At 76.9% G+C, this 17,244-nt stretch carries 20 protein-coding genes; 11 read left to right on the forward strand and 9 right to left on the reverse strand.

Going from position 1 to position 17,244, the window contains the following annotated elements:
- Positions 1 to 130 precede the first annotated feature (130 nt).
- Entirely contained in the window at positions 131 to 457 is a 327-nt protein-coding gene (gene fdxA, locus E9549_RS19935; protein WP_012947287.1) for a ferredoxin, read from the forward strand.
- Positions 458 to 486: 29 nt separating this feature from the next.
- Positions 487 to 1,575 carry a succinyldiaminopimelate transaminase gene (dapC, locus tag E9549_RS19940; RefSeq protein ID WP_304505814.1) on the forward strand — a complete coding sequence of 363 codons (1,089 nt, stop codon included), beginning with the start codon at positions 487 to 489 and terminating at the stop codon, positions 1,573 to 1,575.
- Positions 1,576 to 1,635: 60 nt separating this feature from the next.
- On the opposite strand, the gene E9549_RS23605 is transcribed toward dapC, so the two are convergent.
- Entirely contained in the window at positions 1,636 to 2,295 is a 660-nt protein-coding gene (locus E9549_RS23605) for a hypothetical protein (protein WP_255714828.1), read from the reverse strand.
- Between the two features lie 134 nt (positions 2,296 to 2,429).
- Here E9549_RS23605 and E9549_RS19950 point away from each other — a divergent pair, with 134 nt between their 5' ends.
- The gene (locus E9549_RS19950; RefSeq protein WP_236828332.1) at positions 2,430 to 3,542 is read left to right on the forward strand and encodes an alpha/beta fold hydrolase; all 1,113 of its coding nucleotides are present in this window, start codon (positions 2,430 to 2,432) and stop codon (positions 3,540 to 3,542) included.
- A 7-nt stretch (positions 3,543 to 3,549) separates the two neighbouring features.
- Here the strand turns inward: E9549_RS19950 and dapD are convergent, their stop codons facing one another.
- Positions 3,550 to 4,530 carry a 2,3,4,5-tetrahydropyridine-2,6-dicarboxylate N-succinyltransferase gene (dapD, locus tag E9549_RS19955; RefSeq protein WP_236828333.1) on the reverse strand — a complete coding sequence of 327 codons (981 nt, stop codon included), beginning with the start codon at positions 4,528 to 4,530 and terminating at the stop codon, positions 3,550 to 3,552.
- Positions 4,531 to 4,636: 106 nt separating this feature from the next.
- Between dapD and dapE the strand changes: the two genes are divergently transcribed.
- The 5 genes from dapE to E9549_RS19980 all read left to right on the forward strand — a co-directional run bounded on the left by dapE (position 4,637) and on the right by E9549_RS19980 (position 8,358).
- The gene (dapE, locus tag E9549_RS19960) at positions 4,637 to 5,749 is read left to right on the forward strand and encodes a succinyl-diaminopimelate desuccinylase (protein WP_236828334.1); all 1,113 of its coding nucleotides are present in this window, start codon (positions 4,637 to 4,639) and stop codon (positions 5,747 to 5,749) included.
- Positions 5,746 to 6,576 carry a TIGR00730 family Rossman fold protein gene (locus E9549_RS19965; protein WP_236828335.1) on the forward strand — a complete coding sequence of 277 codons (831 nt, stop codon included), beginning with the start codon at positions 5,746 to 5,748 and terminating at the stop codon, positions 6,574 to 6,576. The genes dapE and E9549_RS19965 overlap by 4 nt, the downstream gene beginning before the upstream one ends.
- Before the next feature lies 1 nt (position 6,577).
- The gene (locus E9549_RS19970) at positions 6,578 to 6,946 is read left to right on the forward strand and encodes a DivIVA domain-containing protein (RefSeq protein WP_236828336.1); all 369 of its coding nucleotides are present in this window, start codon (positions 6,578 to 6,580) and stop codon (positions 6,944 to 6,946) included.
- On the forward strand, positions 6,939 to 7,391 hold the full coding sequence (locus E9549_RS19975; RefSeq protein WP_236828337.1) for an SRPBCC family protein: 453 nt from the start codon (positions 6,939 to 6,941) through the stop codon (positions 7,389 to 7,391). Before E9549_RS19970 ends, E9549_RS19975 begins: the two co-directional genes overlap by 8 nt.
- Positions 7,392 to 7,455: 64 nt before the next feature.
- On the forward strand, positions 7,456 to 8,358 hold the full coding sequence (locus E9549_RS19980) for a DMT family transporter (RefSeq protein WP_236828338.1): 903 nt from the start codon (positions 7,456 to 7,458) through the stop codon (positions 8,356 to 8,358).
- On the opposite strand, the gene E9549_RS19985 is transcribed toward E9549_RS19980, so the two are convergent.
- From E9549_RS19985 to E9549_RS20005, 5 genes are read right to left on the reverse strand one after another with little or no spacing between them, the layout of a single operon-like run.
- Complete coding sequence (locus E9549_RS19985) at positions 8,359 to 9,861, reverse strand: glycosyltransferase family 39 protein (RefSeq protein ID WP_236828339.1); 1,503 nt, start codon at positions 9,859 to 9,861, stop codon at positions 8,359 to 8,361.
- Between the two features lie 23 nt (positions 9,862 to 9,884).
- Positions 9,885 to 10,394: a hypothetical protein gene (locus E9549_RS19990; protein WP_236828340.1), complete on the reverse strand. Its 510-nt coding sequence runs from the start codon at positions 10,392 to 10,394 to the stop codon at positions 9,885 to 9,887.
- The gene (locus E9549_RS19995) at positions 10,391 to 11,629 is read right to left on the reverse strand and encodes a molybdopterin-dependent oxidoreductase (protein ID WP_236828341.1); all 1,239 of its coding nucleotides are present in this window, start codon (positions 11,627 to 11,629) and stop codon (positions 10,391 to 10,393) included. Before E9549_RS19995 ends, E9549_RS19990 begins: the two co-directional genes overlap by 4 nt.
- Positions 11,626 to 12,297, reverse strand: coding sequence for a DUF2064 domain-containing protein (locus tag E9549_RS20000; protein WP_236828342.1), 672 nt, complete (start codon positions 12,295 to 12,297; stop codon positions 11,626 to 11,628). The genes E9549_RS19995 and E9549_RS20000 overlap by 4 nt, the downstream gene beginning before the upstream one ends.
- A complete protein-coding gene (locus E9549_RS20005; RefSeq protein WP_236828343.1) occupies positions 12,294 to 12,947 on the reverse strand; it encodes a glycosyltransferase family 2 protein in 654 nt (217 codons plus the stop codon). Before E9549_RS20005 ends, E9549_RS20000 begins: the two co-directional genes overlap by 4 nt.
- A gap of 93 nt (positions 12,948 to 13,040) precedes the next feature.
- On the opposite strand from E9549_RS20005, the gene E9549_RS20010 reads away from it, so the two are divergent.
- A complete protein-coding gene (locus E9549_RS20010; RefSeq protein WP_236828344.1) occupies positions 13,041 to 14,402 on the forward strand; it encodes a hypothetical protein in 1,362 nt (453 codons plus the stop codon).
- A 10-nt stretch (positions 14,403 to 14,412) separates the two neighbouring features.
- Here E9549_RS20010 and E9549_RS20015 read toward each other — a convergent pair whose 3' ends face one another.
- A complete protein-coding gene (locus E9549_RS20015; protein ID WP_236828345.1) occupies positions 14,413 to 15,477 on the reverse strand; it encodes an NAD-dependent epimerase/dehydratase family protein in 1,065 nt (354 codons plus the stop codon).
- A 77-nt stretch (positions 15,478 to 15,554) separates the two neighbouring features.
- Here E9549_RS20015 and E9549_RS20020 point away from each other — a divergent pair, with 77 nt between their 5' ends.
- Positions 15,555 to 16,121, forward strand: a complete 567-nt coding sequence (locus E9549_RS20020; RefSeq protein ID WP_236828346.1) for a DNA-3-methyladenine glycosylase I — start codon at positions 15,555 to 15,557, stop codon at positions 16,119 to 16,121.
- 116 nt (positions 16,122 to 16,237) lie between these two features.
- The gene (locus tag E9549_RS20025; protein ID WP_012947303.1) at positions 16,238 to 16,405 is read left to right on the forward strand and encodes a DUF3117 domain-containing protein; all 168 of its coding nucleotides are present in this window, start codon (positions 16,238 to 16,240) and stop codon (positions 16,403 to 16,405) included.
- An 88-nt stretch (positions 16,406 to 16,493) separates the two neighbouring features.
- Here E9549_RS20025 and E9549_RS20030 read toward each other — a convergent pair whose 3' ends face one another.
- Positions 16,494 to 17,174, reverse strand: coding sequence for a bifunctional 2-polyprenyl-6-hydroxyphenol methylase/3-demethylubiquinol 3-O-methyltransferase UbiG (locus E9549_RS20030; protein WP_236828347.1), 681 nt, complete (start codon positions 17,172 to 17,174; stop codon positions 16,494 to 16,496).
- Positions 17,175 to 17,244 lie beyond the last annotated feature (70 nt).

Consider the following 17,244-nt stretch of genomic DNA (forward strand, 5'->3'; position numbering starts at 1 on the left):
GCCCCGGGCGGGGGAGCCCGGCGGGTGGCCCGTGGCACGGTGACCGGCGCCGGAGGTGATACTAGGGAAGCATCTGGCGCGTCCGGTTCCGGCCGGCGCGCCGCCCGAGCGTCCCCGGGAGGGAAACCCCGTGACCTACGTCATCACCCAGGCCTGCGTCGACGTCCTCGACAAGGCGTGCATCGACGAGTGTCCGGTGGACTGCATCTACGAGGGCGACCGGATGCTCTACATCCACCCCGACGAGTGCGTCGACTGCGGCGCCTGCGAGCCGGTGTGCCCGGTGGAGGCCATCTACTACGAGGACGACGTCCCGGACAAGTGGAAGGACTTCTACAACGCCAACGTGGAGTTCTTCTCCGACCTGGGCAGCCCGGGCGGTGCCGCGAAGACCGGGAAGATCGGCAAGGACCACCCGCTGGTGGCTGCGCTCCCGCCCCAGGGCGAAGGTCACTGACCGCTCCGGTCCCCGGCGCGCCGCGGTCGCTGCCGGACTTCCCCTGGGACTCCCTGGCCGGTGCCCGGGCGCGCGCCGCCCAGCACCCCGGCGGCGTCGTCGACCTCTCGATCGGCACGCCGGTCGACAGCACGCCCGCGGTGCTGCGCGAGGCGCTCGCCGGGGCGGCCGACGCCCCGGGTTACCCCACGGCGCTGGGCACCGCGCAGCTGCGCACGGCCGCCGCGGGCTGGCTGGCGCGACGGCTGGGCGTCCACGTCGCCGACCCGCTGGGGGCGCAGCCCTCGCTGATCCCCACGGTCGGCTCCAAGGAGCTCGTCGCCCTGCTCCCCACGCTGCTGGGCCTGCAGGGCGGTGCGAGCACCGTGGTCGTGCCCGAGGTCGCGTACCCGACCTACGAGGTCGGCGCGGTGCTGGCCGGCCTCGCGGTGCGCCGGAGCGACACCCCGCCGGCCGACGCGGCCGGGGTCTCCCTCGTCTGGCTGAACTCGCCGGGCAACCCCCACGGCCGGGTGCTCACCGTCGAGCAGCTGCGGGCGTGGGTCGCCTGGGGCCGCGCGCACGGCGTGCCGGTGGTGGCCGACGAGTGCTACATCACGCTGGGCTGGGACGTGGAGCCCCGCTCGATCCTGCACCCCGACGTCGCCGGTGCCGACCACACCGGGCTGCTGGCGGTGCACTCGCTGTCCAAGCAGTCGACGGCGGCGGGCTACCGGGGCGGCCTGCTCTCCGGTGACCCGGACCTGGTGCGCCGGGTCTGGGAGGTGCGCCGCCACCTCGGCCTGCTGGTGCCCGGGCCGGTCCAGGCGTCGATGGCGGCCGGGCTGGCCGACGACTCGCACGTCGACGAGCAGCGCGAGCGGTACCGCCGCCGGCGGGAGCGGCTGGCCGCCGCGGTGCGCGTGGCCGGGATGCGGATCGACCACTCGGAGGCAGGCCTCTACCTCTGGGCCACGCGGGACGAGGACTGCTGGGCGACGATCGACCGGCTGGCGGCCCTGGGGATCGTCGCCGCCCCGGGCAGCTTCTACGGCCCGGCCGGGGCGCGGCACGTGCGGATGGCCCTGACGGCGGCCGACGAGCGGATCGACGCGGCGGTCGGGCGCCTGACCTCCTGAGCCGACCGTCCGGCGGCTGAGGTCCGGGAACCCACCCCTGTGCTTTGACCGCGCGGTGGTTCAGGAGCAGAGGCCCGCTCCGCCGTCCGGCCGGGCCAGCGCGGAGGCGAGCTCGGTGGCCAGGGGCTCCCAGCGCGGCACGAGCTCCGGGAAGGCGCTGCGCTGCACGGCGTGCGCGGCTTCGCCCAGCGGCCGGGTCTCCCAGCCGGGGACCTCGACGAGGTGGTCGTAGAACCGGCCGGCCGCGTAGACCGGGTCCTGCACCTGCTCGGGGGTGCCCCAGCCCTGCGAGGGGCGCTGCTGGAACAGGCCGAGGGAGTCGCGGTCCCCGTAGTCGAGGTTGCGCATGGTCGACTCCTGCATCGCCGTCGCCAGCGCGATGACCACGGCCCGCTCCGGCAGCCCGCGGTCCCGGCCCACGGCCGCGATGGTGGCGGCGTTCTGCACCTGCTCGGGGGAGAGGGTCACCGACGAGCCGGGCAGCGTGCAGCTGCCCGAGGTGGGGATCCGCACGGGGAGGTCGGTCCGCCAGGCGACGGCGGCGAAGAGGGCCGCGGCGACGACCAGCGCCGGCCACCACCGAAGCAGGCCGCCGGGTCCGCGCCTGCCGCGCCGGCGCCGGGCGGCCGCGGAGGCCGGGCGGCGGCGCCGGCTCGCCGGGCGGGCCGTCCGGCGCGGCCGTGCCGCGGCAGCGTGGGTCGCGGGTCGGACGGTGGTCATCGCCTGCCGACTGTAGGTGCCGGAGCTGGCCGTTCCCTGGACGCGACCACCACGGCCCCCGGAGCGGCGGCGGCGCGACGGTTCCCTCCCGGGTGCTCGCGCCGCTAGCGTGTGGCCGCCGTCGAGGAGGAGCCATGGCCGACGTACTTCTGCCCGGGATCACCGCCACGCGGGTGACCACCCCGCGGCTGACCCAGAACGTCCTGCACCCGTCCACCGTGGCGCCGGAGGAGCTCGGCGGCGGCGAGGTCGTGCTCTTCGTGCACGGCAACGTCAGCTCCGCGCCGTTCTGGCAGCAGCCGATGCTCGCCCTGGCCGAGGAGGCGCGGGTGCGGCCGCTCGCGGTCGACCTGCGCGGCTTCGGGGACACCGACCCGCTGCCCGTGGACGCTCGGCGGGGCGTGCGCGACTGGTCCGGCGACGTCGCGGCGCTGGTGGAGACCCTCGGCGTCGAGCGGGTGCACCTGGTCGGCTGGAGCATGGGTGCGGCCGTCGTCCTCCAGCACCTGCTCGACGACCCCGCGCGGATCGCCTCGGTGGCGTTGGTGGCCCCGGTCTCGCCCTACGGCTTCGGCGGCACCGCCGGTCCGGAGGGACGCCGTCTCGCCGAGGACGGCGCGGGCTCCGGTGGCGGGGCGGCCAACCCCGAGTTCGTCGCCGCGCTCGCGGCCGGCGACACGAGCGCGGACAGCCCGACCAGCCCGCGCTCGATCCTGCGGGCGTTCTACGTGGCCCCCGGGTCGCTGCCGCTGGACCCCGTGCTGGAGGACGTCTTCGTCACCTCGATGCTCTCCACCCGAACCGGCCCCGACCACTACCCGGGCGACTCCGTCCCCAGCCCGACGTGGCCGGGGGTGGCCCCCGGGCGGCGCGGGGTGCTGAACACGATGGCGCCGACGGTCCTGGACGTCTCGGGCATCGACGGGCTGGCGGGGAAGCCGCCGGTGCTGTGGATCCGCGGGGACGCGGACGCGATCGTGTCGGACACGTCGATGTTCGACCTGGCCCGCCTCGGGCAGCTGGGTGCGGTACCGGGCTGGCCGGGGGAGGAGGCGTGCCCGCCGCAGCCCATGGTCGCCCAGACCCGCGCGGTGCTCGAGCGGTACGCCGCGGCCGGGGGCAGCTACCGGGAGGTCGTGCTGCCCGGGGTCGGGCACTCGCCGCACGTCGAGCGGCCGCAGGAGTTCGTGGTGGCCCTGCTCGAGCACCTCACCGCCGCCGCGGAGGCGTCGACCGGCCCCCGCTGACGCCTGGTCAGTTCGCGTGGAGCTCGGCGTTGAGCGCGCCCCAGTTGCCGTCGCGGGGGAGCGCCTCGAGGGCGCCGCTGACGCTGTTGCGGCGGAAGAGCAGACCGTCGCGGCCGGACAGCTCCGCCGCCTTGACCACCGAGCCGTCGGGCAGGGTGATCCGCGCGCCGGCCGTCACGTAGCAGCCGGCCTCGACGACGCAGCCGTCGCCGAGGGAGATGCCGATGCCGGAGTTGGCGCCGAGCAGGCAGCCGCTGCCGATCGAGATGACCTGCTTGCCGCCGCCGGAGAGCGTGCCCATGATCGAGGCGCTGCCGCCGATGTCGCTGTCGGCACCGACGACGACGCCGGCGCTGATCCGGCCCTCCACCATCGAGGGGCCCAGCGTGCCGGCGTTGTAGTTGACGAAGCCCTCGTGCATGACCGTCGTCCCCTCGGCCAGGTGGGCGCCCAGCCGCACCCGGGCGCCGTCGGCGATGCGGACGCCTGCGGGGATGACGTAGTCGACCATCCGCGGGAACTTGTCGACGCCGAAGACGGTGACGTTCCCGACGGCGGCCCGCAGCCGGTGGGCGTTGAAGGTCGCGGCCTCGACCGGGCCGGCGCTGGTCCAGGCGACGTTGGTGAGCAGGCCGAAGACGCCGGTCATGTCCGCCCCGTGCGGCTGGATCAGCCGGTGGGAGAGCAGCTGCAGCCGCAGCCAGACGTCGTGGGTGTCCACCGGCGGCTGGGCGAGGTCGGCGATGACGGTGCGGACGGCGATGACCTCGACGCCGCGGGCCTCGTCACGGCGCACCAGGCCGCCGTAGTCGGGGCCGAGCTCGCCGGAGAGCTCCAACGCGCCGAGGCGGGTGGTCCCCGTGGCCGCGCCGGCGGGCGCGCCGAGCCGGGGCTCGGGGTACCAGGTGTCCAGCACGGTGCCCGAGGGCGTGACGGTCGCCAGGCCGGTGGCGACGGCGGAGACGGGGGCGGGCGCTGCGTCAGTCACGCCGGGAACGCTACCCAGGCCGTCCCGCGGCGGGGCGGTCGGTGGGTGGCCGGGACGGCCCGGCCGCAGGGGCCGGTGCGTCAGGTGGGCCATAAGCTCGGCAGCCGTGAGCACCCCGCCGCAGCTCGACCTGTCCGCCGACGTCCTCGCGCTGACCCGCGCCCTGGTCGACGCGCCCTCGGTCTCGGGCAGCGAGACGGCGCTGGCCGGCGCGGTGGAGGCGGCGCTGCGGGCGCTGGGCGGGCTGGAGGTCGAGCGGGTCGGTGACGCCGTGCTGGCCCGCACCAACCTGGGCCGGCCCACCCGGGTCGTCCTCGCCGGGCACCTGGACACCGTGCCCATCGCCGGCAACGTGCCCAGCCGGCTGGACGAGGCCACCGGCCGCCTCTACGGCTGCGGCACGAGCGACATGAAGGCCGGCGACGCGGTGATGCTGCGGCTGGCCGCGGTCTTCGGCGTCCCCGGGGCGGAGCCGGCGCACGACCTCACGTTCGTCTTCTACGACAACGAGGAGGTCGAGGCCGTGAAGAACGGGCTCGGCCGGGTGGCCCGCGAGCGGCGCGGCTGGCTCTACGGCGACCTCGCGATCCTGCTCGAGCCGACCGACGGCGAGATCGAGGCCGGCTGCCAGGGCACGCTCCGGGCGGTGCTGGAGACCCGGGGCCGTCGCGCGCACAGCGCCCGCAGCTGGCTGGGGGAGAACGCCGTCCACGGGCTGGCCGGGGCCCTGGCCGCGCTGGCCGCCTACCGGCCCCGCGAGGTCGAGATCGACGGCTGCACCTACCGCGAGGGGCTCAACGCCGTGGGCGTCTCCGGTGGGGTGGCGGGCAACGTGATCCCCGACGAGGCCGCGCTGACGGTCAACTTCCGCTACGCGCCCGACCGCGACGAGGACGCCGCCGAGGCGCACGTCCGCGAGGTGTTCGCCGACGTGGTCGCGGCCGGCGCGACGCTGACCGTCGTCGACAACGCAGGGGGAGCGCTGCCCGGGCTCGCCGAGCCGGCCGCCGCCGCCTTCATCGCCGCCGTGGGCCGCCCGGCCCGGGCCAAGCTGGGCTGGACCGACGTCGCCCGGTTCGCCGCCTTCGGCATCCCGGCGGTCAACTACGGCCCGGGGGACCCGCAGCTGGCGCACACCCGGGAGGAGCACGTCCTGGTCGACCGGCTCCAGCCCGCCGTCGACGCCCTCACCGCCTACCTCTCCGGGAGGACCGCATGACCGCCACGCCACCGCCGGACGGCCGGCGCCCGCGCCCGACCCGCCACCGCGGGCCGATCATGCTCCGCGGCGGCGAGCCGGACCCGCAGCACCAGGGCAGCACCACCGACCAGCGGCTGCTCGACCGGCGCGGCCCCACCGACTGGGTGCACACCGACCCGTGGCGCGTGCTCCGCATCCAGAGCGAGTTCGTCGAGGGCTTCGGCCTGCTCGCCGAGCTGCCCCGCGCGGTGAGCGTGTTCGGCAGCGCCCGCACCCCGCGGGACCACCCGCACTACACCGCGGGCGTCGAGATCGGGGCCGCCCTCTCCCGCGCCGGGTACGCCGTCATCACCGGCGGCGGGCCGGGGGCGATGGAGGCGGCCAACCGCGGCGCCTCGGAGGCCGGCGGCCTCTCGGTCGGGCTGGGCATCGAGCTGCCGTTCGAGCAGGAGCTCAACGAGTGGGTCGACGTCGGCATCTCGTTCCGCTACTTCTTCGTGCGCAAGACGATGTTCGTCAAGTACGCGCAGGCCTTCGTGATCCTCCCGGGCGGCTTCGGCACGCTGGACGAGCTGTTCGAGGCGCTCACCCTGGTCCAGACCCGCAAGGTGACCCGCTTCCCGGTGATCCTCTACGGCACCGAGTACTGGGGCGGCCTGATCGACTGGGTGCGCACGACGATGGCCGGTCACGGCGCCATCAGCCCCGGCGACGTGGACCTGCTGCACTGCACCGACGACGTCGCGGAGATCGTGGCGGTCGTGCAGGAGGCGGAGAAGGCGCGGGCGGCCGGCGACAACGGCGGGGGGATGCGCGCGGCGGCGACCGGCCCGTCGGACGCCTGAGGTGCTCTCCTTCGTCCTGTTCGTGGTGGCGGTGCTGCTGGTCGGCGGGGCGCTGTTCCTGGTGGCCGCGCTGCTGCTCGGCCGCGGCGAGACCCAGCCGCCGGCCGACCCCGACCGGTCGCCGGTCGAGCTGCCCGAGGACCGGCCCGTGGTGGCCGACGACCTCCGGGGGCTGCGGATCGCGGTGACCGCCCGCGGCTACCGCATGGTCGAGGTGGACTGGCTGCTCGACCAGCTGGCGCAGACGCTGGACGAGCGGGACGCCGAGATCGCGGCGCTGCGCGCCGAGGTGGCCGCACGCAACCGGCAGGAGGCGCCGACCGACCCCGGCGCCGCGCCGGCCGACCGGGAGGGGATGCAGGGTGCCTGAGCTCGTGGAGCGGGTGGAGGTGGCGGCACCACCGGAGCGGGTGTGGGCCGCGCTCACCGACTGGACGCGGCAGGGCGAGTGGATGCTCGCGACCGACGTCGAGACCGTCGGCGGGCCGGCGCAGGGCGTCGGGGGCCGGCTGGCCGCCCGCACCGGGCTGCCGGTGCCGGGCCGGCCCCGGCTGGGGTTCCTCGACACGATGGTCATCACCGCGTGGGAACCGCCGCGCCGGGTCGAGGTGCTGCACACCGGTCGGCTGGTGCGCGGGCCGGGCATCTTCGAGATCGAGCCGCGCGGGGAGCAGAGCACGTTCGTCTGGACCGAGCGGCTCGACCTGCCCTTCGGCGTGCTCGGCCGGGTCGGGTGGGTGCTCGCCCGGCCCTTCGCGCTGCTGGGCATCCGCTGGTCGCTGAAGCGCTTCGCCGCGTTCGCCCGCGATCGCTGACCTGCCGCCGCGCGGCGCGGGCCGTCGGTGAGGATGTGCCCGTGCGCGAGAGGACGGCGGGGCCGTGAGCCGGCGGGGGTGGCTGCTGTTCCTGGCCATGTCGGTGATCTGGGGCGTGCCCTACCTGCTCATCAAGGTGGCCGTCGGGGAGGTGCCGCCGGTCGCGGTGGTGTTCGCCCGCTGCGTCGTCGGGGCCGCCCTCCTGGTGCCCTGGACGGTGGCGCGCGGGCAGCTGCGCCCGGCGCTGCGGCACTGGAAGGCGCTGCTGCTGTTCACCGCGCTCGAGATGACCGGACCCTGGCTGCTGCTCTCCTACGCCGAGCAGACGCTGTCGAGCTCCCTCACCGGGCTGCTCGTCGCCGGGGTGCCGTTCGTGGCGGCGCTGGCGGCCCGGCTCGCGGGCGAGGAGGAGCGGCTCACGCCCGTCCGGCTGGTCGGCATGGGCCTCGGCGTCGTGGGCATCGCCGCCCTGCTCGGCCTGGACCTGGGCCGCGCCGAGGTGCTGCCGATCGCCGCCGTCGGGCTGGTGGTGCTGGGGTACGCGACGGCGCCCCTGGTGGTCAGCCGCGCCCTGCCCGAGGTGCCGGGGGTGGCGGCGAGCTCGATCGCGCTGCTCGTCACCGCGGTCGTCTACGCCCCGTTCGCGGTGCCGCGGCTGGGCGAGGTGACGGCGGCGTCCACGGAGGCCCGGCTGTCGCTGCTGACCCTCGGCGTGCTCTGCACCGCGGTGGCCCTGGCCCTCTTCTTCGCCCTGATCCGCGAGGTGGGGCCGCAGCGGGCGCTGGTCATCACCTTCGTGAACCCGGTCGTCGCGGTGCTGCTCGGCGTGCTGCTGCTCGGCGAGCCGTTCACCCTGGGCATCGCCGTCGGGCTGCCGCTGGTGCTGGCCGGGTGCGTGCTGGCCACCCGGCGCAGCGCCCCGCGCCCGGCGCCGAGCGTCGCGGCGGTGGACGCGGCCGTCCGGTAGTCAGCCCAGCCGGCGCAGCTGCGGCCAGATCTCCGCCCAGGGCAGCCGGCGGTCGCTCGCCGACCAGACCGTCCGGCCCTGCTCGTCGTTGTCCAGCCCCACCCCGTTGTCGATGCGGCCGGCCGGCCGGACCTCGCCGAACCAGCGGGTCAGGTCGTCCGGTGGCAGACCGACCACCACGGCCGCGTCGGCGCTCTCCGGTGGCGGGCCCCACGTCCAGTACGCGTTGTGCCCGCTGTAGGCCGGGCCCAGGGCAGGGGCGAACCGGTCGACGGCGCCGGCCTCCCCGTAGTTCCCGGTGAGGACGACGACCTCCGCCCCGGCGGGCAGCCCCGCCCGTGCCCGCTGGACGGCGGCGGCGAACCGCGGCCAGCCGATGGTCTCCCCGGCGTCGTAGTTCACCGCCGGCACGGGTGTGGCCGGCAGCCAGCCGACCGGGAGCACGGGCAGCATGAGCACCGCGGAGGCGGCCAGGCTCAGCGCCAGCGCGGGGACGAGGACCCGCCGGGCCCGGGCTCCGCCCCGGCGGGCCCAGGCCAGCGCCCGCTCCGCGCCGGCCGCCAGCAGCAGCGGGTAGAGACCGGCCAGGTAGTACGGCTTGCCCCCGGTGACGAGGAACAGCACGGCGAGGACGGCGTAGGCGACGGCGAAGCTCCGCCACCGCGCCAGCGCAGGATCGCGCAGCAGCCGCCACCACCCCGCCATCCACACCGGGAAGAGCACCGGGCTGACCAGCACCAGCTGGAAGGGCAGGAAGAGGTACCAGGGCTCGCTGGTGCCCGAGCCGCCCGCGGCGATGGCCTCGGCCAGCGCCAGCTGCGGCCAGCCGTGCGCCGCCTGCCAGAGGAGGTTGGGCGCCCAGACCGCCAGCGCGAGGGCGCCGCCGGCCCACGGCCAGGGCGAGCGGAACACCGACCGGGGGCCGGCCAGCAGCAGCCCGAGGACCACGCCCGCCAGCAGGAACGCCGGCTGCACCTTGTTCTGCAGCGCCAGCCCGGCGACCGCCCCGGCGACCAGCCAGACGGCGCCGCCGTCGCGCAGGGCCCGCACGAGCAGCCACGACAGCAGCGCCCAGGACAGCAGGTCGAACGTCGTCGTCGAGAGCAGGTGGCCGACGGCCAGCAGGATGGACGAGACCGCCGCGCAGGCGGCCGCGAACAGCTGCGCGTCCCGGCCACCGCCGAACTCGCGGGCGAGCAGGCCGGTGAGCAGGACGACCGCGCCGGCCGCCAGCGCCGACGGCAGCCGCAGCACGGTCAGGGAGCCCGGGGCGAGGGCGTCCATCGCGGCGGCCAGGAGCGGGGTGAGCGGCGGCTGGTCGACGTAGCCGAGGGCTGCCTCCCGCCCGGCGCGGAGGAAGTACAGCTCGTCGCGGTGGTAGCCGTAGCGCCCGGCCAGGGCCAGCAGCAGGGCGGTCACCCCCGCGGCGAGGGCGAGCAGCGGCCACCGGTGCAGCGCGGGCCGCACGGGGGTGGGCGCGCGCGCAGCGGTCCGGACGGCCACCGGCGGACCGTATAGCCCGGGAGTCAGCCGCGGCGGGCCCGCCGCGTCCGCACCGCGGCCCAGACGGCGGCGACCGCCAGCACCCCGGCGACGACGAGCAGCAGGTTCACCCCGTAGGAGTCCTGCGGCAGGAAGCCCGGCTCCTGCACGTCGCCCGGGTCGAGTGCGAACACCAGGCCCACCGCGACCAGCGATCCGGCGACGACGAGCCCGACGGCCACCGGTGCTCGCGCAGGCCGGGGGAGGAACCGGTGGAGCAGGAACCCCGCCAGGACGACCAGCGGGGCGATCACCAGGTCGTGCAGCAGCGCGCTGCCGACGAACCACAGGGCCCAGGCGTCGAGCGGCACCCGGTCGCCGGCCCCGAGCAGCCCGACCACGCCCCAGCCGACGGCGGCGAACCCCGGGACCAGGAACAGCCAGCGCCACCACGGGCCGGCCGCCGACGCCAGCGGGCGGGCGGGGTCGCCCGCACAGGCGTCCGGGCCGGCAGGTCCGGCCGCGCGCTCGTCGGGGGAGGCGCCGGTGCTCATGCCGGCCGCACCAGGGAGAGCCACTTCGTCTGCATGACCCCTGGCCGGTTCGGCGCGATCAGCCGCACCGGGTAGCCGTGGTCGAGGGCGAGCGGTTCGTCCCCGAGCCGCAGGGCCAGCAGGGTGCGCGGGTCGGCGGTGTGCGGCGGCGCCACCACGCTGGTGCGGTACAGCCCGCCGGTCTGCAGCGACTCGACCACGACCCGCGCGTCGCGGGGCAGCCCCGCCTCCTCGAGCAGGTCGGCCAGCCGGACGCCGGTCCAGCGGCCGGTCGCGCTCCAGCCCTCGACGCAGGTGATCGGCAGGGTCTCGGTGTGCTGGGGACGGCGGCGCAGCTCGGCCAGCGACAGCTCCAGCCGCCGTGGCCCGTCCACGACCAGCCGGTAGCCGGCGTCGGTCGCGGTCTCCTCCACCCCGGCCGCCGCGGCGGTCTGGTTGACCGGCAACCCCTGCGTGCCGGCGTCGGGCAACCGCGGCGCGAGGACCGACACGGGGGCGAGGGGGGCGACCGTCTGGCCCAGCGTGGTGACCGTGACGGCGGCGACGCCCAGCCCGGAGGCGAGGACGAAGGCGCGCCGGTCGATGGCGCCCTCCTCCTCGGCCGTCGCCGCGGCGCGCGCCTCCTCGGCCCGCCCGGGTGCGAGCCCGGCGGTGGCGGCGGGGGAGCCCCGGCGGGCCAGCCCGCGCCGGATCTCCGGCGCCTTGGCGCCCACGTGCACCGCCACGGCGCCGATGGCGATCCAGCCGGTCCAGTAGTGCGCGGTCGGGAAGAAGAAGCCGAACGGGTACCACTGCGCGATGTTGATGAGCCCCGTGACCAGCTGCATCGCGGCGGTGCCGACGAGCACGAGGACCGACAGCCGGCTGACCAGCCGGGCGGGCGAGCGGGCCGGCGGCCACTCGAACAGCAGCGGGTACACCGTCCAGAGCTTGACCAGCAGCAGCGGGATCGCGGCCAGCCCGGTGGCCACGTGCAGCCCTTGGGTGACCCGGTAGAGCCACACCGGGGACGACGGCCAGGTGAACCACCCCGGCCCGGACTGGACGAGGTCGCTGACCACCCCGGTGAGGAAGCACACCAGGAAGGCCAGCCCGAGCCACACGCCGGTGCGGGCCGCGCGGCGCTCGGAGTGCAGGGGGCTGGGGAAGGCGCCGGCGCGGAACGGGCCGCGACGCAACCGGTCGGGCGGATCGGGCAGGCGGGCGCCCAGCAGCCGGTCCAGCCGGCTGGTCACGGCGTCGGCCCGAGGGTGGCGGCGAGCCCGGTCACCACCCGGTGGGTCCGCGTGCCGGGTGCGCACCGCTGCGCGACGTCCAGCGCGTCGGGGAAGTGGTCGATGTCGGTGAGCACCGGCAGGTCGAGCACGGTGAGGCCGGCGTCCTCCAGCGCCGCGCGGGTGCGGACGGCGGTGTCCTCCCGTGACATCGGGACGCCGGTCAGCACCTGCGCGGGCCCGGGTGCGTGCAGCCCGAGGGCCCACCAGCCGCCGTCCGGGGCCACGCCGAGCACCGCCGAGCCGGGGCCGGCCCGCACGAGCCGGTCGAGGCAGCCGGCGAGCAGCTCCGGGGTCACCTGCGGGGTGTCCATCCCGATGAGCAGCGTCGGCACGGCGCCGTCCGGCCCGCGCATGGCGTCGGCGAACGCGGCCGCGAGCCGCACCCCCAGGTCGCCGTCGGCCTGCGGGACGACGGTGCAGCCGGTGAGGTCGAGTTCACCCGGGGCGCCGTCCAGCGCCACCACCCGCCGGGCGACCGGGGTCGCCCGGACGGCGTCGAGGGTGTCGCCGACCGCGGCCGCGGCGACGGCCGCCGCCTGCTCGGGCGTGCACGGCGGGCTGAGCCGGGTCTTGCTGCGGCCGGGCACGGGTGCCTTGGTGATGACCAGCAGCTGGGTGGGCGTCACGAGGAGAGCACCTGACGCATGTCCCGGATCGTGCGCACGGTGCCCAGCCCGGTGCCGGTGACCTTGGAGCGGGTGCCCTCGGCGCGTGGCGCGTACGGCACGTCGAGCTCGCGCACCCGCCAGCCGGCGTCGGCGGCGCGGGTGACCATCTCCAGCGGGTAGCCGAAGCGGCGGTCGGTGATCCCGAGCCCGAGCAGCGCGGTGCGGCGGGCGGCGCGCATGGGGCCCAGGTCGTGCAGCGCCAGGCCGGTGCGCCGCCGCAGCATCACGCCCAGGGCCACGTTGGCGACCCGGGCGTGCACCGGCCACGCGCTGCGCCGGGTCGGCCGGCGGCGGCCCAGCACGAGGTCGGCGTCGCCGTCGAGCACCGGGCCGGCGACCAGCGGCAGGTCGGCGGGGTCCATCGAGCCGTCGGCGTCGCAGAAGCACACGACCTCGTCGGTCGCCGCCTCCAGGCCGGCGTGCGCGGCCGCACCGAAGCCGCGCTGGGGGACGTGCACCACCGTCGCGCCGTGCTCGGCCGCGATCGCCGGGGAGCCGTCGGTGGAGCCGTTGTCGGCGACGATGGCCCGGTAGCCGGCCGGCAGCCGCCCGAGCACCCACGGCAGCGCGCCGGCCTCGTCGAGGCAGGGCAGGACGACGTCGGGCACGCCTGGGACACAACCACGGACCCGGCGGTCCCGCCCGCCGGCGACCGTCCCACCGGCGGGCGGTCACCCCGTCGGGGCCCTACTGTCGAACCGGTGACCGAGGCGACCACGGAGGCACCCCGGCAGACGGCGCCGGTCGAGGGTGCCCGCCGGTGGCGCCCGTGGGCCGGGCTGCTGGCTGCCGTCCTGCTCGTCGGGGGCACGGCGCTGGCCGGCCGGGAGCTGGCCCGCGACGGGGTGGACCTGCACCTGATCGGCGGCTACGTGCTGCGTGGCGACTGGGACCCGGTGGTCTCCCCGCGGGTGCTCCTGCCGGCCGCGGTCGGGGTGGCGCTGCTGCTCTGGGGGCCGTCGGCCGCGCGGCGGGTCCGCTGGCCGGTGCTGCTGGCCGGCTCGGCCGCCGCCACGGCCGGCTGGGCGGTCGCGCTCGCCCTGTCCAGCGGGTGGGGGCGGCTGGCCGAGCCGCTGGGCAGCCGGTACGAGTACCCCTACGACGTGCCCCGGGTGGACGGCATCGGGGAGCTGCTGCGCACCTTCAACGACTCGGTCCTCGCCGACTCCGCCGACCCGTGGACGACGCACGTGTCCGGGCACCCGCCGGGTGCCCTGCTGGCGTTCGTGCTGCTGGAGCGCGCCGGTCTCGGCGGGCTGGGCTGGGCGGCGGCGATGTGCATCGGAGCCGGTGCGCTGGCGGTGCCGGCCGTGCTGGTCACCGTGCGGGCGATCGCGGACGAGCCGGCGGCGCGCACCGTGGCGCCCTTCCTCGTGCTGGCACCGACGGCGCTGTGGGTGGCCACGAGCGCCGACGCGCTGTTCGCCGGGGTGCTCGCCTGGGGTGTCGCCCTGCTGGCGACCGCGGCGGCAGGCGGTGGCGGCGCGGCGCTCCGGGCCCTGACCGGCGGGGCGCTGCTCGGGCTGGCGCTGCACCTCTCCTTCGGGCTGGCGTCGCTGGGCCTGCTCGCCCTCGCCGTCGTGCTGGTGCACCGTGCGCGGCTGGGCTGGGCCGGCGTGGTCCGGGTGCTCGCGGTCGCCGCCGCCGGCGTCCTCCTGGTCTTCGCGCTCTTCGCCCTCGCCGGCTACGACTGGTTCGAGGGGCTCGGGCTGACCGCCGAGCGGGTGCGCTCGGGGCCGTCCTACGCCGACCGGCCGCTGGCGTTCTTCCTGGTCGCCAACCTGGCGGCGGCGGCGGTCGCGGCCGGCCCCGCGGCGGTGGCGGGGCTGGCCTGCCTGCGCCGGTCGGCGCTCGCGCTGCTGCCCGTGGCGGTGCTCGCCGCGATGCTGGTCAGCGACGGCACGGGCCTGGTCCGCGGGGAGACGGAGCGGATCTGGCTGCCCTTCACGGTGTGGCTGCCGGTCGCCGCCGCGTTCCTGCCGCCGCGGCAGACGCGGGTCTGGCTGGTGCTGAGCGCCGTCACCGCGCTGGTCGTCGAGGTCGCGGTGCGCACCGAGTGGTGAGCGGCCCGGCTCAGCCGCGCGGCGCCGGGCGCAGCTCCGCGGTGGCGAACTCGCGCATCCCGTCGAGGAAGTCCACCTCCGCGCGGAAGCCCAGCTCGGCCTCCGCCCGGGCGGGGCTGGCCACCACGTGCCGCACGTCGCCGAGCCGGTACTCGCCGGTCACCAGCGGCTCCGGACCGCCCATGGCGTCGGCGAGCGCCCGGGCCATGTCGCCCACGGTGTGCGGCCGGCCCGACGCGACGTTGTAGGCCCGCAGCGAGGACCCCGCGGGCGTGTGCTCGAGGGCCCGGAGGTTGGCCGCCGCGACGTCGGTGACGTGCACGAAGTCCCGCTGCTGGCCGCCGTCCTCGAACACCGCCGGTGCCCGGCCGGACTCCAGCGCGCTGCGGAAGATGGAGGCGACGCCGGCATAGGGGGTGTCCCGCGGCATCCGGGGGCCGTAGACGTTGTGGTACCGCAGGGCGACGACCGTGCCACCGGTCGTACCCGCCCACGCGGCCGCGAGGTGCTCCTGCGCGAGCTTGGTGGCGGCGTAGGTGTTGCGGGGGTCCGGCACGTCGTCCTCGGTGACCAGGTCCCAGCCCAGCTGCCGGCCGCAGCGGGGGCAGGGCGGCTCGAAGCGACCGGCGTCGAGGTCGGCACGCCGGCGCGGGGCGGCGGGGACCGGCCCGTGCTCGGGGCAGGAGTAGCGGCCCTCGCCGTAGACCACCATCGAGCTGGCGAGGACCAGCCGGCCGACGCCGGCGCGCGCCATCGCGGCCAGCAGCACCGCGGTGCCGAGGTCGTTGATGCCCGCGTAGGCCGGCATGTCCTGGACGTCCGCGCCCAGCCCCACCATCGCGGCCTGGTGGCAGACCGCGTCGACGCCGTCCAGCGCGCGGTCGACCGCCGCCGGGTCGCGCACGTCGCCGACCAGCAGCTCCGCGCCCTCGGGGACGGGTGGCCCGTCCGGGTAGTCGGGGTGGACGGCGGGCAGCAGGGCGTCGAGCACGCGCACCTCGTGGCCGGCGTCCCGGAAGGCGGGGACGACGGCCGATCCGATGAAGCCGGCACCGCCGGTGACGAGGACGCGCACGAGCCGGGACGCTACTGGCGCGGCGGGGGAGCCGCCGCCCGGCCGGGACGTCGGTGGCCGGCGCTAGCGTCCGGTGCGTGCAGCGCTGCGCCTGGGCCACGAGCGCCCCCGAGTACGTCACCTACCACGACGAGGAGTGGGGGGTGCCGCTGCGCGGCGACGACGCGCTGTTCGAGCGGCTCTGCCTGGAGGCGTTCCAGTCGGGGCTGTCCTGGATCACGATCCTCCGGAAGCGGCCGGCGTTCCGGGCGGCCTTCGCCGGGTTCGCGATCGACGCCGTCGCGGCGTTCACCGACGAGGACCGGGCCCGGCTGCTGGCCGACGCCGGCATCGTCCGCAACCGGGCGAAGATCGACGCGGCGATCGGCAACGCGCGGGCGGCGCAGCAGCTCCCCGAGGGGCTCTCGGAGCTGCTGTGGTCCTTCGCGCCGCAGGGCCCGCGGGCCCGCCCGGCCACCCTCGCCGACGTCCCGGCGACCAGCCCCGAGTCGATCGCCATGGCCCGGGAGCTCAAGCGGCGCGGCTTCGCCTTCGTCGGGCCGACCACGGCCTACGCCCTCATGCAGGCGACCGGGATGGTCGACGACCACGTCGCCGGCTGCTTCCGGGCGGCCCCGCCGGAGCGCGACGCGACGTCACCCTGACGGGCCTCGTGTTGGACGGACGGCGGGCATGCGGGAAGATTGTCCCGGAGTTCGCAGCATCGGACACCGCGCGCCTGTCAGACGAGGCAGTCGTGCGGCTGGTGAAGGAGGCACGCATGGCGGCCATGAAGCCGCGCACGGGTGAAGGTCCCCTCGAGGTCACCAAGGAAGGGCGCGGCCTGGTCATGCGGGTACCGCTGGAAGGTGGCGGGCGCCTGGTCGTCGAGCTGTCGCCCGACGAGGCGGCTGCGCTCTCGGAGGCGCTGAAGGGCGCCACCAGCTGATCTCGGCGCGGACGACCCGCGCAGGACACGACCCGGCCCCGGCCGGTGGCGGGCTCGCCACCGGCCGGGGCCGGGTCGTTCCGCGTGCTCAGCCGGCGCCGGGGACCGGCGGTCGGCGGAGGGCGGCGAACCAGCGGCCGCCGTCCTCCCAGGAGTCCGCGAGACGCAGCCCGGCCGCGGCGGCGATCCGCCCGACCGCGTCGCACCCGACATGGGCCCAGTCGAACCAGGAGCTCACCTCTCCTGCCCGTTCCAGCCGCAGGCGGGTGGTGCGCACACCAGTGCCGGGCCCCTCGGTCTCGACCAGCACCAGGCCGCCGGGGGCGACGATCGCCCCGCAGCGGCGCAGCAGCGCGGCCGGGTCCCCGCCGATGCCGATGTTCCCGTCGGCCAGCAGCGTCGTGCCCCACAGCCCCTCGGCGACGACCGGCTCGAACACCGAGCGGCGGATGGCGGTGGCGCCCGATCGGCGGGCCAGCCTCAGCGCCGTCGGCGAGATGTCCAGGCCCAGCGCGTGCACACCCCGGCGGGCCAGCTCCGCGGCCAGCCGACCCGGTCCGCACCCGACGTCGAGGACCGTGCCCCGGGCGCGGGCGAGGAAGCGCCGGTCGACCTCGTCGGCGTCACCGGTCCACCGCTCCAGCGCGCCGGCGAGTGAGTAGCTGCGGCCGCCGGCGTCGCGCACCGACCAGGGCTCGGGTGCGGGGGCGTCCGCGGTCGCCGCGGACTGCAGGGCCGCCGCGTAGAAGTCGGTGGCTGCAGGGGGCATGGCGGGCTCGCTTCCCGGGGCGCGGTGGGCGGGGCAGGACGCCCTCCCCGGGCGCCGTGCGGCGGGGGAG

Source organism: Blastococcus sp. MG754426 (assembly GCF_021699055.1).
GTDB lineage: Bacteria > Actinomycetota > Actinomycetes > Mycobacteriales > Geodermatophilaceae > Blastococcus.